General features: G+C 64.6%; 22 protein-coding genes. 10 read left to right on the top strand and 12 right to left on the bottom strand.

Annotation, left to right across the window (positions count from 1 at the left end; translation table 11 throughout):
- The first annotated feature begins 473 nt into the window (after positions 1–473).
- Complete coding sequence (locus PSEWESI4_RS23590; protein WP_187673681.1) at positions 474–2,132, top strand: nitrite/sulfite reductase; 1,659 nt, start codon at positions 474–476, stop codon at positions 2,130–2,132.
- Positions 2,116–2,613, top strand: coding sequence for a DUF934 domain-containing protein (locus tag PSEWESI4_RS23585; RefSeq protein WP_187673680.1), 498 nt, complete (start codon positions 2,116–2,118; stop codon positions 2,611–2,613). Before PSEWESI4_RS23590 ends, PSEWESI4_RS23585 begins: the two co-directional genes overlap by 17 nt.
- An 87-nt stretch (positions 2,614–2,700) precedes the next feature.
- Here PSEWESI4_RS23585 and PSEWESI4_RS23580 read toward each other — a convergent pair whose 3' ends face one another.
- Entirely contained in the window at positions 2,701–3,282 is a 582-nt protein-coding gene (locus PSEWESI4_RS23580) for a TetR/AcrR family transcriptional regulator (RefSeq protein WP_187673679.1), read from the bottom strand.
- A 107-nt stretch (positions 3,283–3,389) separates the two neighbouring features.
- Between PSEWESI4_RS23580 and PSEWESI4_RS23575 the strand changes: the two genes are divergently transcribed.
- On the top strand, positions 3,390–3,827 hold the full coding sequence (locus PSEWESI4_RS23575; RefSeq protein ID WP_187673678.1) for a hotdog fold domain-containing protein: 438 nt from the start codon (positions 3,390–3,392) through the stop codon (positions 3,825–3,827).
- Positions 3,828–3,882: 55 nt separating this feature from the next.
- Here PSEWESI4_RS23575 and PSEWESI4_RS23570 read toward each other — a convergent pair whose 3' ends face one another.
- A complete protein-coding gene (locus PSEWESI4_RS23570; RefSeq protein WP_187673677.1) occupies positions 3,883–4,875 on the bottom strand; it encodes a YhdH/YhfP family quinone oxidoreductase in 993 nt (330 codons plus the stop codon).
- Between the two features lie 18 nt (positions 4,876–4,893).
- Positions 4,894–5,913, bottom strand: coding sequence for a protease SohB (sohB, locus tag PSEWESI4_RS23565; protein ID WP_187673676.1), 1,020 nt, complete (start codon positions 5,911–5,913; stop codon positions 4,894–4,896).
- Between the two features lie 221 nt (positions 5,914–6,134).
- On the opposite strand from sohB, the gene PSEWESI4_RS23560 reads away from it, so the two are divergent.
- From PSEWESI4_RS23560 to PSEWESI4_RS23545, 4 genes are all read left to right on the top strand, one after another.
- The gene (locus PSEWESI4_RS23560) at positions 6,135–6,842 is read left to right on the top strand and encodes a histidine phosphatase family protein (RefSeq protein ID WP_187673675.1); all 708 of its coding nucleotides are present in this window, start codon (positions 6,135–6,137) and stop codon (positions 6,840–6,842) included.
- 56 nt (positions 6,843–6,898) lie between these two features.
- Entirely contained in the window at positions 6,899–7,213 is a 315-nt protein-coding gene (locus tag PSEWESI4_RS23555; RefSeq protein WP_187673674.1) for an SCP2 sterol-binding domain-containing protein, read from the top strand.
- 197 nt (positions 7,214–7,410) lie between these two features.
- Entirely contained in the window at positions 7,411–8,478 is a 1,068-nt protein-coding gene (locus PSEWESI4_RS23550) for a phosphotransferase family protein (RefSeq protein WP_187673673.1), read from the top strand.
- Between the two features lie 23 nt (positions 8,479–8,501).
- The gene (locus PSEWESI4_RS23545; protein ID WP_187673672.1) at positions 8,502–9,269 is read left to right on the top strand and encodes an SDR family oxidoreductase; all 768 of its coding nucleotides are present in this window, start codon (positions 8,502–8,504) and stop codon (positions 9,267–9,269) included.
- 211 nt (positions 9,270–9,480) lie between these two features.
- Here PSEWESI4_RS23545 and PSEWESI4_RS23540 read toward each other — a convergent pair whose 3' ends face one another.
- Positions 9,481–10,131: a hypothetical protein gene (locus PSEWESI4_RS23540; protein ID WP_187673671.1), complete on the bottom strand. Its 651-nt coding sequence runs from the start codon at positions 10,129–10,131 to the stop codon at positions 9,481–9,483.
- A 100-nt stretch (positions 10,132–10,231) separates the two neighbouring features.
- On the opposite strand from PSEWESI4_RS23540, the gene PSEWESI4_RS23535 reads away from it, so the two are divergent.
- Positions 10,232–11,017, top strand: a complete 786-nt coding sequence (locus PSEWESI4_RS23535) for a TSUP family transporter (protein WP_187673670.1) — start codon at positions 10,232–10,234, stop codon at positions 11,015–11,017.
- On the opposite strand, the gene nudC is transcribed toward PSEWESI4_RS23535, so the two are convergent.
- The 8 genes from nudC to PSEWESI4_RS23495 form a co-directional block, all read right to left on the bottom strand.
- Positions 10,985–11,818 carry an NAD(+) diphosphatase gene (gene nudC / locus PSEWESI4_RS23530; RefSeq protein ID WP_187673669.1) on the bottom strand — a complete coding sequence of 278 codons (834 nt, stop codon included), beginning with the start codon at positions 11,816–11,818 and terminating at the stop codon, positions 10,985–10,987. The two genes, PSEWESI4_RS23535 and nudC, sit on opposite strands and share 33 nt — an antisense overlap.
- Positions 11,818–13,494 (bottom strand): ferrous iron transporter B, encoded by a 1,677-nt coding sequence (locus PSEWESI4_RS23525; protein WP_187673668.1) that lies wholly within the window; start codon positions 13,492–13,494, stop codon positions 11,818–11,820. The genes nudC and PSEWESI4_RS23525 overlap by 1 nt, the downstream gene beginning before the upstream one ends.
- A 55-nt stretch (positions 13,495–13,549) precedes the next feature.
- Positions 13,550–14,362: a crotonase/enoyl-CoA hydratase family protein gene (locus tag PSEWESI4_RS23520; RefSeq protein WP_187673667.1), complete on the bottom strand. Its 813-nt coding sequence runs from the start codon at positions 14,360–14,362 to the stop codon at positions 13,550–13,552.
- Between the two features lie 211 nt (positions 14,363–14,573).
- The gene (locus tag PSEWESI4_RS23515; RefSeq protein WP_187673666.1) at positions 14,574–15,926 is read right to left on the bottom strand and encodes an amino acid permease; all 1,353 of its coding nucleotides are present in this window, start codon (positions 15,924–15,926) and stop codon (positions 14,574–14,576) included.
- Between the two features lie 16 nt (positions 15,927–15,942).
- Positions 15,943–18,198 carry an Orn/Lys/Arg family decarboxylase gene (locus PSEWESI4_RS23510; protein ID WP_187673665.1) on the bottom strand — a complete coding sequence of 752 codons (2,256 nt, stop codon included), beginning with the start codon at positions 18,196–18,198 and terminating at the stop codon, positions 15,943–15,945.
- A gap of 802 nt (positions 18,199–19,000) precedes the next feature.
- Positions 19,001–19,741, bottom strand: coding sequence for a DNA polymerase III subunit epsilon (gene dnaQ, locus PSEWESI4_RS23505; protein WP_187673664.1), 741 nt, complete (start codon positions 19,739–19,741; stop codon positions 19,001–19,003).
- Positions 19,734–20,186, bottom strand: coding sequence for a ribonuclease HI (gene rnhA / locus PSEWESI4_RS23500; protein ID WP_187673663.1), 453 nt, complete (start codon positions 20,184–20,186; stop codon positions 19,734–19,736). The genes dnaQ and rnhA overlap by 8 nt, the downstream gene beginning before the upstream one ends.
- Before the next feature lie 19 nt (positions 20,187–20,205).
- Positions 20,206–20,964 carry a class I SAM-dependent methyltransferase gene (locus PSEWESI4_RS23495; RefSeq protein ID WP_187673662.1) on the bottom strand — a complete coding sequence of 253 codons (759 nt, stop codon included), beginning with the start codon at positions 20,962–20,964 and terminating at the stop codon, positions 20,206–20,208.
- Positions 20,965–21,032: 68 nt separating this feature from the next.
- Between PSEWESI4_RS23495 and gloB the strand changes: the two genes are divergently transcribed.
- Both gloB and PSEWESI4_RS23485 read left to right on the top strand, forming a co-directional pair.
- Positions 21,033–21,812: a hydroxyacylglutathione hydrolase gene (gene gloB, locus PSEWESI4_RS23490; RefSeq protein WP_187673661.1), complete on the top strand. Its 780-nt coding sequence runs from the start codon at positions 21,033–21,035 to the stop codon at positions 21,810–21,812.
- Between the two features lie 100 nt (positions 21,813–21,912).
- On the top strand, positions 21,913–23,481 hold the full coding sequence (locus PSEWESI4_RS23485; RefSeq protein ID WP_187673660.1) for a LysM peptidoglycan-binding domain-containing protein: 1,569 nt from the start codon (positions 21,913–21,915) through the stop codon (positions 23,479–23,481).
- The last annotated feature ends 47 nt before the right edge of the window (positions 23,482–23,528 follow it).

Here is a 23,528-nt window from a genome sequence, read left to right as displayed (position 1 = left end):
CGCGCTATAAATGGCGGCGCATTATAACCGTCCAACTGATAGCAGATTGACGCCTTTCATCCCTCCTCTCGCAAAAACGCCGTGACCGCCCCTCGGACGGTCACGGCGTCCTGGCCCGCGACGGTTACTGGTGGCTGACCCAGTACACCGCCGTAGCCACTACCAGCAGGATCAGTACGAAAATGGCGCGCGCATCGACAATGCTGTCGCGATCATGGTCATCGGGCCCGGAATGTTCGGACATGGCTTCCCCCTTATTGTGATTATCGGTGGCTTGCCCTTGCAGTTAAGACCAGCCCGGAGCCCTGCTCAAGCATGGAAACGGCGCCGCGCGTGCTTATCACCATGAGTTTGATTCATATGCTAAAACTTCACTTTTGCGCATATTCCCGAACTGGTATCTTGCCCGGCTCCGCCAGGAGTGCGCGGCCGTGCGCGTATTTCAGCAGCAAGTAGCCTGAGAACAGGAATATATGTACGTATACGACGAGTACGATCAACGGATCGTCGAGGACCGCGTCAAGCAGTTCCGCGATCAGACCCGCCGCTATCTGTCTGGCGAGCTGAGCGGCGAAGAGTTCCGCCCGCTGCGCCTGCAGAACGGCCTCTATATCCAGCGCTACGCGCCGATGCTGCGGATCGCCGTTCCCTACGGCCTGCTGAACTCCACCCAGGTCCGCAAGCTGGCCCAGATCGCTCGCGACTACGACAAGGGCTACGCCCACATCAGCACCCGGCAGAACGTGCAGTTCAACTGGCCGGAACTGGAAGACGTGCCGGAAATCCTCGCCGAACTGGCCACTGTACAGATGCACGCCATCCAGACCAGCGGCAACTGCATCCGCAACACCACCACCGACCAGTTCGCCGGCGTGGCCCGCGACGAGATCGTCGACCCACGTCCCTGGTGCGAGATCATCCGCCAGTGGTCGACCTTCCACCCGGAATTCACCCATCTGCCGCGCAAGTTCAAGATCGCCGTCAACGGCGCAGCGGGCGACCGCGCGGCCATCGAGGTGCATGACATCGGCCTGGAAGCGGTGAAGAACGCCGCCGGCGAGCTGGGCTTCCGCGTCGCTGTCGGTGGCGGCCTGGGCCGTACCCCGATCGTCGGCAGCTTCATCAACGAATTCCTGCCCTGGCAGCACCTGATCAGCTACCTCGACGCCATCCTCCGCGTGTACAACCGCTATGGCCGTCGCGACAACAAGTACAAGGCGCGCATCAAGATCCTCGTCAAGGCGTTGACCCCGGAAGTCTTCGCCGAGAAGGTCAATGCGGAGTGGGCCCACCTGAAGGACGGCCCGACCACCCTGACCGAGGCCGAAGTCCAGCGCGTCGCCCAGCACTTCGTCGACCCGGTCTACAAGGCCCTGGAAGACCAGGACACCGCCCTCGCGGCCCTCGACGCCGAGCACCCGGGCTTCGCCCGCTGGCGTCAGCGCAACACCTTCGCCCACAAGAAGCCCGGCTACGTCGCCGTGACCCTGTCGCTGAAGCCCACCGGCGTGGCGCCGGGCGATGTCACCGACAAGCAACTGGACGCCATCGCCGACCTGGCCGACCGCTACAGCTTCGGCGAAGTGCGCAACAGCCATAACCAGAACATCATCCTCGCCGACGTCGAGCAGAGCGAACTGTTCACCCTCTGGGGCGAACTGCGCGAGCTGGGCTTCGCCACCCCCAACGTCGGCCTGCTCACCGACATCATCTGCTGCCCGGGCGGCGATTTCTGCTCGCTGGCCAACGCCAAGTCGATCCCGGTGGCGGAAGCCATCCAGCGCCGCTTCGACGACCTTGACTACCTGTTCGACATCGGCGAGCTCGAGCTGAACATCTCCGGCTGCATGAACGCCTGCGGCCACCACCACGTCGGCCACATCGGCATCCTCGGCGTGGACAAGAAGGGCCAGGAGTTCTACCAGGTGTCCCTCGGCGGCAACTCCGGCCGCGAGGCCAGCCTGGCGCAGATCCTCGGCCCATCCTTCGCCCAGGAGGAAATGGCCGACGTGATCGACAAGATCATCCGCGTCTACGTCGAACAGCGCACCGAGGACGAGCAGTTCCTCGACACCTTCCGCCGCATCGGCATCGACCCGTTCAAGGAGCGCGTATATGCAGCGAATCATTAAGAATGGCCAGGTGATCGACGAAACCTGGCACCTGCTGCCGAAGGACGCGACCCTCGACGGACTGAGCAACAGTGACGACGTCATCGTGCCGCTGGCCCTGTGGCGCGAACACAGCCACGCCCTGAAAGCCCGCGACGGCGGCCTGGGCGTATGGCTGGACGCCGACGAGGAGATCGAGGAGATCGCCGATGAGCTGGAGCACTTCCAGGTCATCGCCCTGAACTTCCCGGCCTTCACCGACGGCCGCCACTACTCTACCGCCGCCCTGCTCCGCCAGCGCTACGGCTACAAGGGAGAAGTACGCGCCATCGGCGACGTGCTGCGCGACCAGTTGTTCGCCATGCGCCGCTGCGGCTTCGACGCCTACGCCCTGCGCGAGGACAAGGACCCGTACGACGCGCTCAAGGCCTTCGAGGACTTCTCCGAGGTCTACCAGGCCGCCGTCGACCAGCCGCTGCCGCTGTTCCGCCGCCGCGCCTGACCGGCAGGCACAGGCACACAAGAACGCCGCGCTCCCTCATCGGAGGCGCGGCGTTCTGCTGCAAGGTGCCTTTTCCATGGTTCGCATCTACCCCGCTCTGACGCTTTCCCAAGCCACCTGCGCGAACAGCTCGCGACACTCTCGCAGATCGCTCTGCGTACGCCCCGCCAGCCAGTTGCGGGCGAAATCCTGCGACGGCCCGATCACGATCGAGGCGAAACAATCCTCCGGCAGCGGCCTGAGCAGCCCCTGCTCGCGGTAACCGGCCAGCGCCTGGAGGATTCGCCCATAGTGCAGTCGGTTCGCCTCGCGCAACTGATCGCCCAGCTCTCCCGCCTCCACCCGCCCGCGACTGTGCAGGACGAAACGCGCCCAGTCGGGATTGGCCGCAACCCAATCGATGTAGCTGGTCACCAGCAGCTTCACGCACGCCTCGGCGCTGTCCGCCGTCCGGAAACCCTCGTCCAGCATCCCGGCGTACTCACCGACACCCGCGAGGTAGAGCGCGCCGATGATGCGCTCCTTGTTGCCGAAATGGTGATACAGGCTACCGATGCTGGCCCCGGAGCGGTCGCGGATCATCTCGATGGTGGTGGCATCCACGCCATGCTCGGTGAAGCAGGCCAGAGCGGCCTGGAGGATTTCATGCTTGCGGGAAGGACGGCCCATGGAGTTCCTTGTGAATTTCTAGAATATTTTTCTAGAATTAATTTCTAGTCTTCGTATACTGCCCAGGCGCGCGCTCATCTTCAATCCCGAAGCCATTGGAGTTCTTCATGAGTCAGATGATGCAGATGTACCAGCAAGCCGGCCCGGAGCAGTTCAGCGCCCTGATCGGCCAGGTCGCGCCCTACTTCGCCAGCATCGCGCCGAAGTTCGTCGAGCTGCGCCCCGGCTACGCCGAAGTCACCTTTCCCAAGCGCCGCGAGGTGCTCAACCATATCGGCACCGTGCATGCCATCGCCCTGTGCAACGCCGCGGAACTGGTGGCGGGCACCATGACCGACGTGTCCATTCCCACCGGCCGCCGCTGGATTCCACGCGGCATGACGGTGGAGTACCTGGCCAAGGCCTCCGGCGACGTGCGCGCCGTGGCGGATGGTGGCGAAGTGGACTGGAACGTCGTGGGCGACATCAAGGTCCCGGTGCGGGCCTACGTCGATGACAAGCCGGTGTTCCGCGCGGAAATCACCATGTACGTCAGCGAGGCGTGAGCATCCGTCCCTCACCCTGCCCATCTTCCAAGGGGAGAGGGCCAGGGTGAGCGACTCAGTCCAGCCGTACCAGCACCCGCCCGACCTGCTGGCCGGCGAGTATCTTGTCGATCTCCCCGGGCAGTTCGTCCAGGCCGACTTCGCGCGCCAGGGATTCCAGGTTGTCGAGCTTCCACTGCAGCGACAGGCGATCCCACATAGACGCCTTGACCACCAGCGGCAACTCCACCGAGTCGACGCCGAGCAGATTCACGCCGCGCAGGATGAAGGGCAGCACGCTGGCCTGGAAACCCGTGCCGGCGGTCAGACCGCAGCAGGCGACGCTGGCGCCGTAGCGCAGCGACTTGACCACGTTGAACAGGATGTCGCCGCCGACCGTATCCACCGCGCCGGCCCATTGCTCCTTGAGCAACGGACGCTCGACGCCCTCCTCCAGGGTCGCTCGCTCGACGATCTGGCTGGCGCCCAGCCTGCGCAGGAAGTCCGCCTGGTCGGCCTTGCCGGTGGCCGCCGCGACCTGATAGCCGAGGCGCGACAACAGGGCCACCGCGACGCTGCCCACGCCACCGGTGGCGCCGGTAACCAGTACCGGACCGGCCGCCGCGTCGAGCCCGGCCTGTTCCAGCTTGTCGACGCACAGTGCGGCGGTCAGGCCCGCGGTGCCGAGCAGCATGGAATCGCGCAGGCCCAGCCCTTCCGGGCGCTTGATCGCCCAGGCGGCCGGTATGCGGATGTACTGGCCGAAACCGCCGGAGGTGTTCATCCCCAGGTCGTAGCCGGTGACGATCACCTCGTCGCCCGGCGCGAACTCCGCCACCGAGGACTCGGCGACCACGCCGGCGGCGTCGATGCCCGGCGTGTGCGGATAGTTCCTAGTGACGCCACGGTTGCCGCTGGCGGACAGCGCGTCCTTGAAGTTCAACGAGGAGTAGCGCACACGGATCAGCAACTCACCGGCCGGCAGCTCGGCAGCGTCTCGCTCGACCACCTGGCGAATGAATGTTCCGGACTCGTCCTGACTGGCCAACAGGGCCTTGAACTTGCTCATCTAGCCTCCTCGAATGATTTACCAGAACCGCTGGTTGAGCCGGCTCACCCAGTTCAGCAACAAACGGTCGACCGCCAGGCTGGCGGCCAGGCCAACGCGTTCCTGCAGGGACTTCTTCTGTACGTAATGCAACTGGAACAGCTCCGCCGTCCTGGCCTTCTCGGCCAGGTACTCGTCGCTGGTCTTGAGTTCGTCCACCAACTGCTTGCCGAGGGCTGCCTGGCCGAGCCAGACCTCGCCGGTGGCGATCTCGTCGATCGACAACTGCGGCCGATAGTGGGCGACGAAATTCTTGAACAGCCGGTGAGTGGTTTCCAGGTCTTCCTGGAACTTCTCCCGCCCCTTGTCGGTGTTCTCGCCGAACACCGTCAGCGTGCGCTTGTACTCGCCGGCGGTGAGCACCTCGAAATCCACCGCGTGCTTCTTCAGCAACCGGTGGACGTTGGGCAACTGCGCCACCACGCCGATCGAACCGAGGATGGCGAAAGGCGCGGAAATCACCTTGTCGCCGATGCACGCCATCATGTAGCCGCCGCTGGCGGCGATCTTGTCGATGCACACGGTCAGCGGCACGCCGGCCTGGCGGATGCGCGCCAGTTGGGAAGCGGCCAGGCCGTAGCTGTGGACCATGCCGCCGCCGCTTTCCAGGCGCAACACCACCTCGTCCTTGGGCGTCGCCATGCTCAGCACGGCAGTAATCTCGTGGCGCAGGTGATCGGTGGCCGACGCCTTGATGTCGCCATCGAAATCCAGCACGAACACCCGTGGCTTGTGCTCGCCGGCCTTCTTCGCCGCCTTGGCGAGCCTGGCTTCGTTCTTGTGCGCCAGCTTCAGGCGCGCCTTGTCCAGCACCGCCTGTTCCAGGCGATGGTGCAATCCTTTGTAGAACTCATTGAGCTTGTGCACCTCCAGGTGCCCGCTGCCCTTGCCGCGCCCCTTGCTGCGCAGTGCGGCGACGGCCGCCAGGATCACCAGGGCGGCCACGACCACAGTCACTGTCTTGGCCAGGAAGCCCGCATAGTCGGCTAGAAACTCCACGCTTTTCCCCTTCTGTCGACGCCGCTCGCCGGCGCCCTCGCGACGCCCAAGCATACCCACGTGCCTGGCTCGCGACCAGCGCCGGGCAAGGCTGCGTCCGGGCGCGAGCGCCTCATATGAAAGGCTTGCGCCGATTCAAACAAGCGTATGTTTTTTCGTTGACAGTCCCTATCTATCCTCATACCCTCGCGAAACTTTCACCTTCTAAGGATGAGCCGGACGTGGGCAGCATCTACCTGATTCGACACGGTCAAGCCTCGTTCGGTGCCGATGACTACGATGTCCTCTCGGCCACCGGAATTCGCCAGGCCGAAATACTGGGCAAGCACCTCGCCCAGCTCGGCGTCAGCTTCGACCGCTGCCTGAGCGGCGACCTGCGCCGCCAGCGGCACACGGCGCAGTCCGCCCTGGCCCAGTTCGGCGCCGCCGGCCTGCCGGCCCCGGAAGTCGAGACCGACCCGGCATTCAACGAATTCGACGCCGACGCGGTGATCCATGCCCTGCTCCCCGGGCTGCTGGCCGAAGAACCCGGCGCCCTCGACGTGCTGCGCAACGGCGCGCAGAACCGCGCCGAGTTCCAGCGCCTGTTCGCCCTGCTCATCGGCCGCTGGACCGCCGGCGAGCACGACGACAACCTGACGAGCTGGCAGAGCTTCGTCGACACCGTCCGCGACGGCCTCGAACGCATCCTCACCCAGGCCGACAACCGGCAGAACATCGCCGTGTTCACCTCCGGCGGCACCATCACCGCCCTGCTCCACCTGATCACCGGCGTGCCGGTGAACCAGGCCTTCGAGCTGAACTGGCAAATCGTCAACACCTCGCTCAACCGCCTGAAGTTCCGCGGCAGCGACGTGACCCTGGCTTCTTTCAACAGCTACGCGCACTTGGAGTTGTTGAAGGCCCCGGAGCTCATCACCTACCGCTGAGCCCACCCCCTGGCCCCCAAGGCCGCTGGAACCCCAAAACTACAAAGGATAAAACCATGACCACCGTTGCTGACATCGTCAAAACCATGCAGTCCAAGTTCAACGCCAGCGCCGCCGCCGGTCTGGACCTGGTCTTCCAGTTCAACATCGAAGACGGCGAAAACCACTACCTGGTCGTCAAGGATGGCACCTGCGACGTGCAACAAGGCGACGCCGCCAACCCGAACGTCACCCTGATCATGGACAGTGAGACCCTGAAGGGCATCACCAGCGGCGAAACCGACGGCATGCAGGCTTTCATGGCCGGCAAGCTGCGCGCCGAAGGCGACATGATGCTGGCCATGAAGCTGGGCGAACTGTTCCCCGTCTAAGCTTTCCAGGCGGCATGAAACACCGAAAACCGGAGTCGCTCGACTCCGGTTTTTTTTCGCCCGCAAAGAGCGATCAGGCAGGTTGATCAAGCGGCAACACGCTCGCCAATAAGAGCACGTGCGGCTTGTGAGGCCTAGGTAGCGGAATTAGATTAGCCAATGATCTAAGCCCCTCATCATAATCAAAAGGGATAAGCATGGCGCTTACTGACCAGTCCACCCGCATCCGCGAGGGCGAAGAGCTCGACGCAGCGGTGATCGACGCCTATCTCAAGCAGCACATCCCCGGCCTCGGCGGAACACCCCGGATCAGCCAGTTCCCGGGTGGAGCCTCGAACCTGACCTACCTGCTGGAATACCCGGAGCAGGAATTCGTCCTGCGCCGCCCTCCGTTCGGGCACAAGGCCAAGTCCGCCCACGACATGGGCCGCGAATTCCGCATCCTCAACCAGCTCAACAGTGGCTTCCCGTACTGCCCGAAAGCCTACGTGCACTGCACCGACGAGTCGGTGATCGGCTCCGAGTTCTATGTCATGGAACGGGTCAAGGGCATCATCCTGCGCGACAAGCTGCCGCCGGATCTCAGCCTGGATGCCGACCAGACCCGTACGCTGTGCAAGAGCTTCATCGACCGCCTGGTCGAATTGCACAACGTCGATTACACCGCCTGCGGCCTGGCCGACCTGGGCAAGCCGGAAGGCTACGTTCAGCGCCAGATCGGCGGCTGGAGCGACCGCTATGAAAAGGCCATGACCCCCGATGCCCCGCACTGGAACGAGATCAAGGCCTGGCTGAAAGACAAGATGCCGGCGGACCATCACAAGCCGGGCATCGTTCACAACGACTACCGCTTCGACAACGTGATCCTCGACCCGAACGACCCGCTGAAGATCATCGGCGTGCTCGACTGGGAGCTGACCACCATCGGCGACCCGCTGATGGACCTGGGCAACACTCTGGCCTACTGGATCGAGGCCAATGACCCGCAGCCGCTGCACATGATGCGCCGCCAACCCAGCCACCTGCCGGGCATGCTGACCCGCCGTGAGTTCGTCGACTACTACGCCGAGCGCGCCGGCATCCGGATCGACAACTTCGACTTCTACTACACCTACGGCCTGTTCCGCCTGGCCGGCATCATGCAGCAGATCTACTACCGCTATTACCACGGCCAGACCAAGGACCAGCGTTTCGCCCAGTTCATCCACGGGAACAAGACGCTGGAACAGTTCAGCCTGCAGATCATCGAAAAGTCCCGGCTGTAATCGCCCATAACAAGGGGAACCCCATGTCCAAGACCCATCTGTTCGACCTCGACGGCAAGATCGCCTTCGTCTCCGGCGCCAGCCGTGGCATCGGCGAAGCCATCGCCAAACTGCTGGCCCAACAGGGCGCCCACGTGATCGTCTCCAGCCGCAAGATCGACGGCTGCCAGGCGGTTGCCGACGCGATCATCGCCGAAGGCGGCAAGGCCACCGCCATCGCCTGCCACATCGGCGAGATGGAGCAGATCCAGAGCGTGTTCGCGCAGATCCGCGAGCAGTTCGGTCGCCTCGACATCCTGGTCAACAACGCCGCCACCAACCCGCAATTCTGCAATGTGCTGGACACCGACCTGTCGGCCTTCCAGAAGACCGTCGACGTCAACATCCGCGGCTACTACTTCATGTCCATCGAAGGCGCCAAGCTGATGAAGGAGAACGGCGGCGGCAGCATCATCAACGTCGCCTCGATCAACGGCGTCTCGCCCGGCGAGTTCCAGGGCATCTACTCGGTGACCAAGGCGGCGGTGATCAGCATGACCAAGGTGTTCGCCAAGGAGTGCGCGCAGTTCGGAATCCGCTGCAACGCCCTGCTGCCGGGCCTCACCGACACCAAGTTCGCCTCGGCCCTGGTGAAGAACGACGCCATCCTCAACCACGCCCTGCAGCGCATCCCGCTCAAGCGCGTGGCCGACCCGAGCGAAATGGCCGGCGCCGTGCTGTACCTGGCCAGCGACGCCTCCAGCTACACCACCGGCGTGGCGCTGAACGTGGACGGCGGCTTCCTTTCCTGAAGCCTTCGCGCCCATGAAAAAGGGACCCTGCGGGGTCCCTTTTCTTTGTCGAGTCTCCCCGTCACCCCCGCGAACGCGGGAGCCCAATAACCTAACACCCAGGCACCAACCCCGGTTTCTGGGTCCCCGCGTTCGCGGGGACGACGAAGGTTCGGGGAGCCTGGCAGCCAGCAGGATGGGTCCAGCGCAGCGATACCCATCCTACGGAGGTTCAGCGCCACTCCTTCAGGGCCTGCTCGGCGGCCTTGTTCACCGGCTGGGCGAGCAGCCCGGTCGGCGTCAGGCTCACCGCATAGACGGCGCCATCGACCATCGGCAGGTAGGTGACCCGCAAGGCCTGCGCGTCGAACACCAGCAGGTCACGCTGCCCCATCCGCAGCCAGCGCCACAAGTCGATGCCATAGGGGCTCTGCGCCAGGGTCGCCTGGGCATGCTGGGCCATTTCCTGCTGTTCGATGGCGAGGAACCGGCCGGACAGCTTCTCCAGCCGGTAGCCCGGGTCGAGGCCTATCAATGCCGCCAAGCCTTTCCAGCGGAACATCCGCGCATCCAGTTGCCAGAGATCTCCCTCCAGGGTCACGCTGCGCTCCTCGCCCCCTTCCAGCAGGCCGACCCGGTAACGCTGCGGTCCTTCGGCCTGGAAGCTCAGGGTCACCACCGGCTTGCCTTGCGGTAGCGCGCTGTAGCTCATCAGGTCGTAGGCGACCACGCCCACCAGCGCGGCCAGGGCGAGAAACGCCAGGCCGAAGGTGCCACGCAGCCAACCGAGGAACCAATGGCGATTGAAGAGAATGCGCGCAGCAACCAACAAGGCCAGCAGTGCAAGCAATGCGATGCACCAGGCCAAACCGTCATACTGCATAAGCCCATTTCCTTGCGCTGAAAATAGCCGGCATTATGCGCAGCGAGCAGCACAGCGACTAGCTGCCGCACCCCACAATCGGACACAAGTCGAACTTTTTATGCCCTTCCCCTTCGAGCTCGCCATCGACCCTCTCACGTTGGCGATTCTCGCCGGCGTCGCCTTCCTTGCCGGCTTCATCGATGCCATCGCCGGAGGCGGTGGCCTGCTGACCATTCCCGCCCTGCTCACCGCCGGTCTGCCACCGCACCTGGTGCTGGGCACCAACAAGCTGTGCGCCACTTTCGGCTCGGCTACCGCCGGCTACACCTTCTACCGGCGCAAGTTGTTCGACCCTCACCAGTGGCGCAACGCCTTGTTCGCCACCCTCATCGGCGCCTTGCTCGGCGCACTGGTGGCCCATTCGCTGCCAGCCTCCTGGCTGAACCAGATGCTGCCGGTGGTGGTGTTCGCCTGCGGCCTGTACCTACTGTTCAGCCGCACACCCACGGCTCCGCTGGTCTCCGACAAGCCGATCGCCCGTGGCAGGCAATGGCCGCAAGGTTTCGGCCTGGGCTTCTACGACGGGGTCGCCGGGCCGGGCACCGGTGCGTTCTGGACGGTCAGCAGCCTGCTGCTCTACCCGCTAGACCTGCTCAAGGCGAGCGGCGTGGCGCGCAGCATGAACTTCGTCAGCAACGCCGCGGCGCTGGCGGTGTTCATCGTCGCCGGCCAGGTGGCCTGGGTACTTGGGATCTGCATGGGCCTGGCGCTGATGGCCGGCGCCTTCCTGGGCGCGCGCACGGCGATCCACGGCGGTGCGAAGTTCATCCGCCCGGTGTTCATCCTGGTGGTGTTGGCGCTGACCGCGCGCCTAGCGTGGCAGCACTGGTTCGGGATGGCCTAGACGACGCGCCAGGTAGAGGTCGATCAGGTAACGGGCGATGGAGCGCGGCATCGGCAGCGGCGGTAACTGCTCGATGTGGAACCAGCGCGCATCCTCGATCTCGTCGACCTGCGGGGTGATGTCGCCCCCGGCGTATTCGGCATGGAAGCCGAGCATCAGCGAATGCGGGAACGGCCAGCCCTGGCTGCCCAGGTACTGCAGGTCGCTCACCTCGACCCCGACTTCCTCGCGCACTTCGCGCGCCACGCACTCCTCCACCGATTCGCCGGGCTCGACGAAACCGGCCAGGGTGCTGTACATGCCCGGCACGAAGCGCGGCGAACGGGCCAGCAGGATTTCATCGCCACGGGTGACCAGCACGATCATGCTCGGCGAGATCCGCGCGTAGCTGTCCAGGCCACATTCCGGGCAACGCATGCAGCGCTCGCCGGGAACCTGCCGGTTGCGGCTGCCGCAACGTCCACAGAAACGGTGATTGCTGCTCCAGCTACCGATCTGCTCGGCGAAGGACAGCATGCGGAAGGTCGGGTAGTCGGCCTGCAACATGAACTGTCGCAGCCCCTGCCAATGGCAGCCCGGCACATCGGCCGGCTGGTCCAGCACCAGCAACCAGACCGGTTCGCCATCGAAATAGCCCAGGCCATGCTCGGCTACATGGGGCAGCTCCTGGCGTTTCAGCCACTCGCGGGGAAACAGCACACCGTTGCTGTCGGCCAGGAATCCTTGCGAGCAGCGGGCCAGTACCCAGCCGCCCGGCTGGGCGTTGTCGAGCGGCGGCGTGGTCTGCCAGCCCGCCGTCATCAGGCCGCCACCGGCAGGCCCAGCGCGCGCACGCTCTCGGCAGCGAGATCGAGCACGCTTGGGGTGGTTTCCGGCCGCAATACAGCGCCGCCCTCGAGGTAGTACTCGAGGCTGGTCAGTGCGTCGGCCAGGGTTTCGAGCATCTGCTCGGACGGCATCTGCGAGTTTTCCAGCATCTGCTTCTGGATGTAGTCGGCGCACGCACCGATCAGTTCGGCGGCACGTTCCTGGCCGAGGAACCACAGTCCGCCGCGTACCGCTTGCAGGCTGAAGGGCACATTGGCCAGGTGCAACTTGTCACCACCGGCTTCCAGGTAGGAGGTGATCGCCCGCTTGGCCAGCGCCAACCCGGCCCGGGCCTCGTCCACCACCACGATGCGCGCCTCGATCAACTGGTGCTGGGCGAAGGACTCCACCTCGTCGCCCATGACCGCCGTCTGCCGGGCCTCGCGCCGCTCTCCACGTTCGAGATTGCCCACCATGCTTTCCACGAACAGGACAGCATCGGCCAGCTTGTTCATCGCCGGGAAATCCGCTGCCTGCGTCTCGATCCAGCCACTGACCGTCGGCAACTGCCCGCTGAGTGCGGAGCTGGCCGAACTCAGGCCAACCATGCCCAGGGTCTTGCTCAGCTTGGCCAGTTGGGCGTGCAGGGAAACGAAGCTGTCCGCCCCCGTGGTGCCGCGCTCGATCAGGTCGACCAGATCCTTGACGCTGGCCAGCTCCTCGCGAATCGCCGACGACAGCGAGCGCATCACCGCTTGCCCAGGCCCGGAAAGACGCTGGTACTCCTCCTCCAGCAACTGGTCGGTGAACGGCAACGGCGCCAGGCCGAACACGCCGCGCACTTCGTTCGCCAGAGGGCCGTGGCTGTCGGCCAGGGCGACCAGGTAGAGCAGCTCCTTGAGCAGGTTGCGCGGCGCCTCGTATTGGGCATTGCCGAGCAGTTGCTTGAGTTCGCGGTCCAGGCGCGAGAACAGTTGCTTGCGCGACTTGCGCGGCAGCAGTTGGCCGTCGCGCTGGGCTTCGAGCGCCGCCGCGGCAATCCAGATCAGGCGGCCGCCCGGCTCGCTGGCGAACAGGCTGTCCAGCCGGGCAAACGCCCGTGCCATCAGCTTGATGCCTGCCTGTGGGTTCTGGTCGCGCAGGAAGCCCAGCAGGCCGACCTGGTACATATGGCGCAACTGCCGCACCTGGGCGGCACGGACGGCGGCATCGACCTTCCTGGCGGCGACCGGCGGACGAACCTGGTCGAGGCGCGCACTGAAGAAGAAGCTTTCCGGCAGCGGTGCCTGGCCACCGGCCTGGCGCAGATCGTTGATCGCCGGCAGCAGCAGCTCGGGCAACTCCTGGCGATGGCTCTCGATGTTCTCCAGATAACGGCGCAGCACATGCAGGGCATTGCTCAGCGCGGCCAACTGGCCATCACGCTCCTCGCCGGCACCGGCGGGAATGTCCGTGGCTTGCTGGAGGATTTCCTGGGCCAGCAGCTCGGCACCGGCCAACTCGATCAGGCTCAGGATGCCGCGCACCTGCTGCAGGTTATCCACCGCCTGCTGCAACGGTGCGCCATTGTGCCGTTCGGCAATGAACTGTTCGAGACTCTGCTCGGCCTCATCCATGGTGGCGAACAGCTCGTCACGCACCAAACTCAGGGATGTAGCTCCAGAAACCATGCCTAGTGCGCCTCCCGCGCGGGATTGACGGATTGCAACGGATGCCCTGAACGACTCAATCGGCAAAATCCGGCTTCTGCTTGCTCATGAATGCGGCCATGGCCACCCGCACGTCGGCGGATTGCAGCATGGCCGCGTTCCAGGTGGCGACGTACTCCAGGCCGTCGTCGATGCTGTGGTCACGCATGAAGGACAGCATGCGCTTGGTGCCACGCACGGCCACCGGCGATTTGCCAGCGATCTCCCCGGCGATTTCGAAAACGCCATCGATCAAGGCGTCGTAGTCGGCGTAGGTGCGGTTGACCAGCCCGATGCCGCGCGCCTCTTCACCGCCGATGGTACGGCCGGTGTAGGCCAGTTCGCGCGCCAGACCGTCACCGATGATCCGCGGCAGGCGCTGCAGGGTTCCGACGTCGGCGGCCAGGCCCATGTCGACCTCGCGGATGGAGAGCTGTGCGTCGACGGTGGCGTAACGCATATCGCAGGCGGTTATCAGGTCGATCCCGCCGCCCAGGCAGTAACCGTGGACCGCCGCGAGCACCGGCTTGCGGCAGTTGTCGACGGCGTTGAACGAGCCTTGCAGCTCGAGGATCCGTCGACGCATCAGGTCGGCGTTACGCGCGGCATCCGGACCGAACTTCGTTGCGGTCTGGGCCAGCATGGCCACGTCGATACCGGAAGAAAAGTGCTTGCCCGCGCCGGAGATGACCACCACCCGAACCTCGTCGGTGTCGTCGACCCAGCGGAAGATATCGATGATTTCCGTCCAGAAATCGGCGTTCATGGCGTTGAGCTTGTCCGGACGGTTGATCACCACGTGGGCGATCTTGTCCTTCAGCTCGACACGAAAGGCTTTGTAATCAGACATGACGCATCCTCGAACAGCGCGGGCGCGATAGACATTGTTATAGGTAGGGTCTGCTGACGTTTCGTCACGGCCGCGACGGACCCCGGAACCGCTCAACTATAACAAGCAGGCCATAAATGTCGATGCCGGCAACTGTGATGCAGGACACGCCGCACAATTCATGTGGGATATTGGCTTCAGTCGTTAACTAGTTGATCTGACAGGAAGCCGCCTAGAGAGGATGCCCCAGCGCCTCGGCTTCCAGCCGATTCTTCCATTGCCGCCAGGTATACAGCGGGATGCCGGCGACCAATACCAGGAAGCCCCAGAAGATCGCCTGTTCGCCGGTGCCGTAGAGCGCCCACATCGAATAGACGAAGCCGAGGATGCCCAGCAAGGCCACCGCGCTGCGCTCGCGGGCCTTGAAGTTCTGCGGGGAGACCGCGAGCATCTGCAGCAACGCCGCGGTACAGAAGGCATAGGGCACCACCCCGGTCATGGTGCCGAGCAGGATGATCACGTTGAACACATCCACCAGGTCGCCCTGGCCATCGATCAGCACCAGCGCGGTGACCAGCACGGCGGAAACCAGCAGGCCGTTGGCCGGCACGTTGTACTTGTTGGTCTTGGCCAATGACTTGGGCAGCAGACCATCGCGCGCCGTGGCCATGGGGATCTGCCCCTGCAGCAGCACCCAGCCGTTCAGCGCGCCGAGGCAGGCCACCACGGCACCGCCCGCCACCAGATAGTAGCCCCAGGGCCCGAGCAGGACCTGGGCGGCATCGGCGAACGGCGCACTGGAGCGCGACAGCACCTCGGGCGCCAACACCCCCTGCACCGCTGTGATCGACAGGATGTAGACGCCCGCCGCCACCAGGGTGCCGAACACCGTGGCGCGCGGAATCGTGCGTTTCGGGTCACGCACGTGCTCGGCCGGCACCGTGGCCGATTCCAGGCCGATGAACGACCACAGCGTCAGTGCCGCGGTGGTGGCAATCGCCTGGGCGTATCCTCCTCCGGGAATGTCCTGGGGCTCGGGTATCGCCAGGTATTCCGGGTGGAAAGAAAACCAGCCGAGCACGCCGATCAGCAGCAGCGGCAGGAGCTTGAGGACCGTGAGGATGTTCTGCGCCAGGCCGAAGGCGCCGATTCCGCGCAGGTTGATGAAGGTGCACAACCAGATCGAGCCGATGGCAGTGGACACCGACAACACCGGGTCCCTGAGCGCGGGAATGAACACCGTCAGGTAGCCGACCAGCGTCACGGCGATCGCCGCGTTGCCGATCCAGGCGGCTTTCCAGTAGGTCCAGGCGCACAGGTAGCCGGCGAAGCTGCCGAAACCGTCGCGGGTGTAGGCATAGGGGCCGCCGGCACCGGGGTTGAGCCGGGAAAGACGCGCGAAGGTCAGCGCCAGGATCACCGCCCCCACGCTGGAGACCAGCCAGCCGAACAGGCTGAGTCCGCCGAAGGCGGCCAGAGTGGCCGGCAACAGGAACACCCCGGACCCCACCATGTTGCCGACCACCAACGCGGTGCAAGTCCAGAAGCCCATGGTTCCCGCCTTGCCCGCTGATCCTTGAGTCATGTTTTCCCCGGCTTGGCTACTCCCTGATGCAATCAACTGTATAGCAGCGCTCGCCGTTTAGTTCCTCATGCTGCAAGCCATGAACGTCCGCGTCGAAGCCGGGGAAGCAGCTATCGAAGGCCCGGGCGAACTCCAGATAGTCGATGATCGAGCGGGTCGCCTGGGTGAAACGCTCGCCCGGCATGATCAGCGGGATGCCCGGCGGATAAGGCACCAGCATCACCGCGGCGATGCGCCCTTCCAGGCGGTCGATCGGCACCGCCTCCACTTCGCCACGCACCAATTGGTCGTAGGCATCGGCGGGTTTCATCGCCACTTCGGGGAGTATCGTGTACATGCGCTTGAGCGCCTTGGCCGTGGCGTTCTCGCGGTAGCAGGCGTGCAACTCCTCGCAGAGGTCGCGCAGCCCCATCCCGACATAGCGCGAACCACCGGCCCTGGCGATGCTCGGCAGGGCTTCGGCGAGCCCCACGTTGGCATCGTAGAGGCGCTTGAATTCGAGCAGTTCGGTCAGCAGCGTGCTCCACTTGCCCTTGGTGATGCCCATGGAGAACAGCACCAGGAAGGAATACAGGCCCGTCTTCTCCACCACTAGGCCGCGCTCCCAGAGGAACTTGCTGACCACGGCGGCGGGGATGCCGTGCTCGTCCAGCTTGCCGCCGGCAGTCAGGCCGGGGGTGACCAGGGTTACCTTGATCGGATCGAGCAGCACGTAGTCGTCGGCCACCTCGCCGAAACCGTGCCAGTCGGCATTCGGCTCCAGCACCCAGTCCTGGGTGGCGATGCTCTCGGCGCCCTCGGTGCGCGGCGGCTGCCAGATATCGAACCACCAATCATCCGCCGGCAGGTTCTGCCGCAGGTTGGCCAGCGCGCGGCGGAAGCTCAGCGCCTCGTCGAAGGTCTCCTGGATCAGCGAGCGTCCCGCCGGGCCCTCCATCATCGCCGAGGCCACGTCCAGCGAGGCGATGATGCTGTACTGCGGCGAAGTGGAGATGTGCATCATGAAGGCTTCGTTGAAGCGATGGCGGTCCAGGCTACGCATTCCGCCATCCTGCACGTGGATCATCGACGCCTGGCTGAAGGCCGCCAGCAGTTTGTGGGTCGAGTGGGTGGTGAATACCATCGGCGAGTTCGGCTCGCGACGGGTGCCCATGCCGTAGCGACCCTCGTAGAACTCGTGGAAGGCGGCATAGGCGTACCAGGCCTCGTCGAAATGCAGCACCTCGACGCTGTCGCCAAGCGCCTGCTTGACCATCTCCGCGTTGTAGCAGAGGCCGTCGTAGGTGGAGTTGGTCACCACCGCCAGCTTGACCTTCGGCTCGCGCCCCTTGGCCAGCGGGCTGGCGTCGATCTTGGCCTGGATCGACTCGCGGGAAAACTCACTGAGCGGGATCGGCCCGATGATCCCCAGCTCGTTGCGTTCCGGACACAGGTACAGCGGGATCGCGCCGGTCATGATGATCGAGTGGAGGATCGACTTGTGGCAGTTGCGGTCGACCAGCACCAGGTCGTCGCGGCCGACCATCGAATGCCAGACGATCTTGTTGGCCGTCGAGGTGCCGTTGATCACGAAGTAGGTGTTGTCGGCGCCGAAATTGCGCGCGGCCCGGGCCTCGGCCTCGGCCAGCGGCCCGGTGTGGTCGAGCAGCGAGCCCAGCTCGGGCACCGATACCGAGAGATCGGAACGTAGCGTGTTCTCACCGAAGAACTGGTGGAACGCCTGCCCTACCGGGCTCTTGCGGTAGGCCACCCCACCACCGTGGCCCGGCGTGTGCCAGGAGTAGTTGGACTGCGCGGTGTGCTCGACCAGGGCGCGGAAGAACGGCGGCAGCAGCCTTTCCAGATAGCCGCGAGCGGCACGCGCCACCTGGCGGGCCAGGAATGGCACGGTGTCCTCGAACAGGTAGAGCAGCCCGCGCAACTGGTTGAGGTCGGCCATCGCCTCGGCCGGCGCATTCTCGATGGTCACCTGCTCGCCGAGGGCGAAGATCGGCAACTGCGGCGCCCGGACCCGTGCCACGCGGATCAGCTCGACCACGTCCTGCAACAGCCGCTGGTTCTCCCCCGCCCCCTCGGCGGCAACCAGGATACAGGCCAGTCCGTGGTGGGTGGAGGCGACGATGCGCCCCTCGGTGGAATTGGCCGTGGAAAGAATGCTGAAGCCATCCCGCTCCAGCTCGCGCGCGATCTCGCGGACGCGGTCGCCAGCCACGGTATCGGCCTTGATGTCGCGGTGAACGATGAGAATGGGGAATTTGAGATCTTTGTACATTGTCCGCCCCTGAAGCGGGCGACCACAGAAGCGGGCCGCCGATCACCTCAGGGTAGAGCGCCGAACCCGATGGACGGAACCCCCGTGGCTTGCGCTTGTAAGAAAAGGTCGCAATTCAGGCTGGAGGCTGGACAGGGTTCTTCGCTGTCAAACCTTTTTTCGCAGCCATCATCGCCTCGGTGCCGACCTGTAGGAGCCAGCTTGCTGGCGATCCCCGGCAACGCAAAAGCATCGCCAGCAAGCTGGCTCCTACAAAGGCGAACCAGTAACTCGGATGTAATCCAGGGAAGTCCTCTCGGATTACATCCGGGCTACGTGGCTGGCCATGCGCCTTCTACGTCAACCCTTTTTCGCAGCCATGGGCCGCTCCTACAAACATGGCCTCGATGCTGACCTGTAGGAGCGCGCCATGCGCGCGACTCGTGGCCATGGTTGTTTACTGGGTCCCCGCGTGCGCGAGGATGGATGACGGTTCGACTATCCCCCGTCATTCCCGCGCACGCGGGAATCCAATAAACACGTAGGAGCGAGGGGGACGCCCAGTTCTCTGCTCGCGATCCCCCACAACGCCCAAGGCATCGCCAGCAAGCTGGCTCCTACAAAAGTGCCACGGTGGGCTGAAGCCCCCCTACCCGGAGCACGCAGAGGACTCTCGAGTAGGGTGCGCCGTGCGCACCGATCCGAGGCCAACATCCATGTTTCCGGCAAAGCACTCTGCTGGCGCCAGGGTAAACGGTGCGCACAGCACACCCTACAAAAAGCTGACCGTTTTTTCGTCCAGCCTCCAGCGCTTTTTTCGGCCTTATTGAGTGTCCGTTTCCAACCGCGCCCACAGCGCCGGTCCGCCGGCGGACTTCTCGATAGCCGCCAGGCGCGCTGCATGCGCGGCCAGTTCCTCGGCGCTGGCCTGAAGCACCCGCGTACGCACGCGGTCGGCCGGTAGACGACGGATCTCACTGACCTGCCCTGCACCGCTGGACCCTGCACCATCGGAAGAGTTGCCAGCCAGCGACAGGCTGGTCTGGCCACCGGTCATCGCCAGGTAGACGTCGGCGAGGATCTCGGCGTCGAGCAATGCGCCGTGCAGTTCGCGACCGGAGTTGTCGACCCCATAGCGCTTGCACAAGGCGTCGAGGTTGTTGCGCTGCCCCGGATGGCGCTCGCGGGCCATCAGCAGGGTATCGAGCACCGAGCAGTAATCGCTGACATCGGCACGCTCGCTCTGCCCCAGCAAAGCGAACTCGTTATTGATGAAGCCGACGTCGAACGCCGCGTTGTGGATGATCAGTTGAGCATCCTTGATGAACTCGAAGAATTCATCGGCGACCTCACGGAAACGCGGCTTGCCAACCAGGAATTCGTTGGTGATGCCGTGCACCGCGATGGCGCCTTCGTCCACCTCGCGATCCGGTTGCAGATAGACGTGGAAATGCCTACCGGTCAGGCGTCGCCCCATCAGCTCGACACAACCGATCTCGATGATGCGGTGACCATCGGTGACCGGCATACCGGTCGTTTCGGTATCCAGAACCACGCTACGCATGCTTGCTTCTCCTCACTTCATCCACGCCACGGTTGGCCAGTTGGTCGGCGCGTTCGTTACCGGCGTGTCCGGTATGGCCGCGCACCCATTCCCAAGTCACCTTGTGGCGATTGACCTGCTCGTCCAGTTGCTGCCAAAGGTCGGCGTTCTTCACCGGTTGCTTGGCCGCCGTCTTCCAGCCGCGTTTCTTCCAGTTCGGCAACCACTCCTGGACGCCGCGCATCACGTACTCGGAGTCGGTCACCAGGCGCACCTCGCAGGTACGCTTGAGCTCGGCCAGGGCGCGGATCGCAGCGGTCAGCTCCATGCGGTTGTTGGTGGTTTCCGCCTCGCCACCCCACAGCTCCTTTTCCACGCCCTTATAGATGAGCAGTGCCCCCCAGCCACCCGGGCCGGGATTACCCTTGCAGGCACCGTCGGTGAAGATTTCGATCAATTCAGACATTCTCGTGGTTCGGCTGTGACTATTCGGAATCCCGCCGACTGATCTTGGCCACCGGCAACGGCACCAGCTTGCCCATGGGCACGCGTTGCGGTTGGCGCAACGGGCGCAGGCCAACCACTATCTTGCGCGCCACCAGCAGGTAGAAGCCGGCACCGAACGGTTGCTGCCAGCGTCCACCCCAGTGTTCGAGGCGAGCCAACCGCGACTGCCAGACGGCGGAGGAAAGCGGCGGACGATAACACCCGAAGCGGCGTTTCTCCAGCGCGAATCCGAGCAGGTTGAGCCAGTCGCCGATCCGCGCCGGGGCGATGCAGCGCGCGTCGCGGAAACCGTCGCGGGCGAACCAGTGACGTGTACCCCAGGCACTCCAGGGGTTGATGCCGAGGATCAGCAGATGGCCTCCCGGCCGCACGCAGCGGGCCGCTTCGCGCAGCAGGCCATGGGGCGACAGACAGAAATCCAGGCCGTGTTGCAGCAGCACCACGTCGGCGGCATGCTCGCTGAGCGGCCAGGCCTGTTCTTCGCAGACGATCTCGACACCGGGCAGGTTGGCGCCCAGGTGCACCCGGCGCTGGATCTGCCCGGCTCCCATGGCCCGCTCGGGGGATGGCCCGTAATGCACCAGGTAGCCACCGAACAGCCGCGCCAGCTCCTCATCCAGCAACAGGCGCTCCTGCTCCAGCAACTGCTGGCCGAGCGGTCCCGCGAGCCAGGCGCGCGCGCCACGGATCAGGGCCAGTCGTTCGGCATCGGTTTCGGAAAAGAGGGAATCGGTCATAGCAAGTACCTGCCTGGCGACCATTGCGCCTAAGATGCCTCATTGTTTACAGCTTAGCGACTCTAGCCATGATACAGATCGATGCCCTGCCCGCCTTCAACGACAACTATCTGTGGTTGTTACAGGAGACTGCCGCCCGCCGCTGCGCCGTCGTCGACCCCGGCGATGCCGCGCCAGTGCTCGACTGGCTCGCTGCGCACCCGGGCTGGCAACTCGTCGACATCCTGGTCACCCACCACCACTTCGACCACGTCGGCGGCGTCGAACAGTTGAAGCAGGCCACCGGGGCGACCGTCTACGGGCCGGCCAACGAGCGGATTCCCGGCCGCGACGTGGCGCTCGGCGAAGGTGACCATGTCGAGGTGCTCGGCCTTGGCTTCGACATCATGGAAGTGCCGGGACATACCCTCGGCCACATCGCCTATTACCACTCCGACACCCGGCAGCCGCTGCTGTTCTGCGGCGACACCCTGTTCGCCGCCGGCTGCGGCCGGCTGTTCGAGGGCAGTCCGGCGCAGATGCACGACTCGCTGACGCGCCTCGCCGCCCTGCCAGACAACACCCAGGTCTACTGCACCCACGAATACACCCTGTCCAACCTGCGCTTCGCCCAGGCGGTCGAGCCGGACAACCCGGATATCGCCCGGCGTCTCGCCGAAGTCAGCCAATGGCGCGCGTCCGGACGCATCAGCCTGCCCTCCAGCATCGCCCTGGAGCGGGCCACCAACCCCTTCCTGCGCAGCCACGAACCGGCCGTGGCGAAAAAAGCCGACGAGCGGGACGGCCCGCTCGAGCCTGCGCCCAGCGCCGTGTTCGCCAGCCTGAGAGCCTGGAAGGACCGGTTCTGACAGTGCGCGCGAGCGCACAGAAAAACGCTCAAAACTTGACCACCATAAGGGCGGTTCCTAGAATCGCCCGACCTTTTCGCCTGGAATAACCGCCCAGCCAATGTGGTCATATTCTTCTAAAAAGCGCAGTACAGAGGGCTCGGTGCGGGCGGCACGGGTGCTTCTGGCGGCGTTCGCCCTCGTTCTGGCCGGTTGCCAGAACATGGGCAGCCAGGTCGCGCCCCCCAGCCAGGACAGCGTTCGCGCCGTCGCCCCCGAACGGCAACCCGAGTGGCTCGAAGCCGCCGAACCGGAACCGCCGCAGGACATCTGGGACCGGATGCGCGCCGGCTTCAAGCTTCAGGACGAGATCGACACCAACCCGCGCATCGAGCGCCAGCGACTGTGGTTCGCCAGCAAGCCCTCCTACCTGGAGACGGTCAGCGGCCGCGGCAGCCTGTACGTGCATTTCGTGGTGGAAAGCCTGGAACAGCGCAACATGCCGCTGGAGCTCGCGCTGCTGCCCGTGATCGAAAGTGCCTACGACCCCTTCGCCTATTCACGCAGCCATGCCGCCGGGCTCTGGCAGTTCATTCCCACCACCGGCCGCTACTACAACCTGCAACAGACCAACTGGTACGACGGACGCCGCGACATCACCGCCTCGACCAGCGCCGCGCTCGACTACCTGACCCGCCTGCACGAGATGTTCAACGGTGACTGGCTGCTCGCCCTGGCCGCCTACAATGCCGGCGAAGGCACTGTCAGCCGGGCCATCGAGCGCAACCAGAAACTCGGCCTGCCGACCGACTACTGGAACCTGCCGCTGCCCCAGGAAACCCAGGACTACGTGCCCAAGCTGCTCGCTCTGTCGCAGTTGGTGAATGCGCCCGAAGCCTACGGCATCAACCTCCACCCGATCGCCAACGAACCCTATTTCGAAGTGGTCGAGATCAAGCAACGCATGGACCTGACGCGTCTCGCCGCCCTGGCGAACGTCGACGCCGACGAGCTGTACCAGCTCAACCCCGCCTTCAAGAAGCGCATCACCTACGGCGGCCCGCAACACCTGCTGGTACCGGTCGACAAGGCCGAGCTACTCACCGCCAACCTGTCGACGCTGAAGCCCCAGGATCTCAAGGTGGACTGGCAGGAATACAAGGTCCGCAGCGGCGACAGCCTGCACGCGATCGCCAAGCGCCATCAGGTGACGGTGGCGGAGCTGAAGGAGATCAACCACCTTTCCGGCAACCACCTGCGTGCCGGCCAGACCCTGACCCTGCCGCTGCGCGCCGGCGAACGGGTTCAGCAGCCGGCGACGCAGGTCGCCAGCAGGGCCAGCACCAGCAAATCCCGCACCTACCGGATCAAGCCTGGCGACAACCTGTGGCAGATCGCCAAGGCCCACAACGTCACGGTTGCCGAACTCAAGCGGCTGAACAAGCTGTCCAGCTACGGCCTGAAGGTCGGCCAGGTGCTCAGCCTGCCAGCCGGCTCGACCAGCCTGGCGGCCAACCAGGCCGGGCAACGCCAGAACGTCACCTACTACAAGGTCCGCAAGGGCGATTCGATGTCGCAGATCGCCAAGCGCTTCAACGTCGAGATGAAACGCCTGCAGGACTGGAACCCGCACAGCAGCACATTCCTGAAACCGGGCCAGACCCTGACGCTGTATCTGACCAATCGCTGATCCGTCGGACAGAGCAGGTCAGCTTTTTCCTGCCAGGACAAGCTGTT

Source organism: Zestomonas carbonaria (genome assembly GCF_904061905.1).
Classification (GTDB): Bacteria; Pseudomonadota; Gammaproteobacteria; order Pseudomonadales; family Pseudomonadaceae; genus Aquipseudomonas; species Aquipseudomonas carbonaria.
This window is presented reverse-complemented; position numbering and strand designations above follow the sequence as displayed.